General features: G+C 69.7%; 2 protein-coding genes. Both read left to right on the top strand.

The features are described 5' to 3' along the window. Positions 1-251 (top strand): hypothetical protein (locus J1M44_RS11395; RefSeq protein ID WP_206481129.1); only part of this gene is annotated, 251 nt, incomplete at its 5' end. Between the two features lies 1 nt (position 252). Next, positions 253-826, top strand: a 574-nt coding sequence (locus J1M44_RS11390) for a hypothetical protein (RefSeq protein ID WP_206481126.1), incomplete at its 3' end; no start/stop codon positions are given.

The raw sequence follows: 826 nt of genomic DNA, 5'->3' as shown, positions 1-826 counted from the left end.
GCATCGGCGCGTCGGCCGCGTTCACCCCGACCTCTCCACTGTGCGGGGAGAACGTGACGCCGGACATGCACCACATGCCCCTGTGGATCAAGGCGACGTACCGCGTTCCCGACACGTGGCCCGCTGGTCACCGCGCGGTGGTCGTCCTGCGGTCCAGCGGGCATTCCACGGCGGCGAAGGTCGGGGACCAGATCACCGTCGAAAAGCCGTACGGCTACCTCGAAGCCGAGCGCATCAGGGAAGGGGCCTGACATGACCAGAACCGGACCGCAGCGCTACCCCGGCGCCGACCAGACCCGCCGCTACCAGGGCACCTACAGCGGCAACGCGGTGGAGGTGAACGTCGCCGTCCTCCACACCACGGAGGGCCGGTCCCTCCCGGACTACGGCGGCGGAGCCTCCGCCCCGAACCTGACCGCAGTCCCCAACATCGCCAGCCGGAAGCTGCGCTGGTACCAGCACTTCGACATCGACACCTCCGCGCGCGCCCTCGTCAACGCGGCCGGCGGGGTGGAGACGAACACACTGAACGTCTGCCAGGTAGAGCTGGTCGGCACGTGCGACCCGGCCACCCGCGACAAGTGGGTGAAGGCGGGATACCGGCAGGACGCCGACTTCATCTTCTGGCCGGACGCCCCGGATTGGGCGCTCGCCGAGGTGGCCGTGTTCCTCCGGTGGCTGAACACCGAGCATCGTGTGCCGCTCACCGGGCCCACGAAGTGGCCGGCCTACCCCAAGTCGTACGCGAACGGCGGCGGGCAGCGGATGACGGCCGCGCAGTGGAACGCCTTCAAGGGCGTCTGCGGGCACATGCACGTCCCCGAGA

It is taken from the genome of Micrococcus sp. KRD128 (genome assembly GCF_017168395.1).
Taxonomy (GTDB): Bacteria; Actinomycetota; Actinomycetes; order Actinomycetales; family Micrococcaceae; genus Micrococcus; species Micrococcus luteus.
This window is presented reverse-complemented; position numbering and strand designations above follow the sequence as displayed.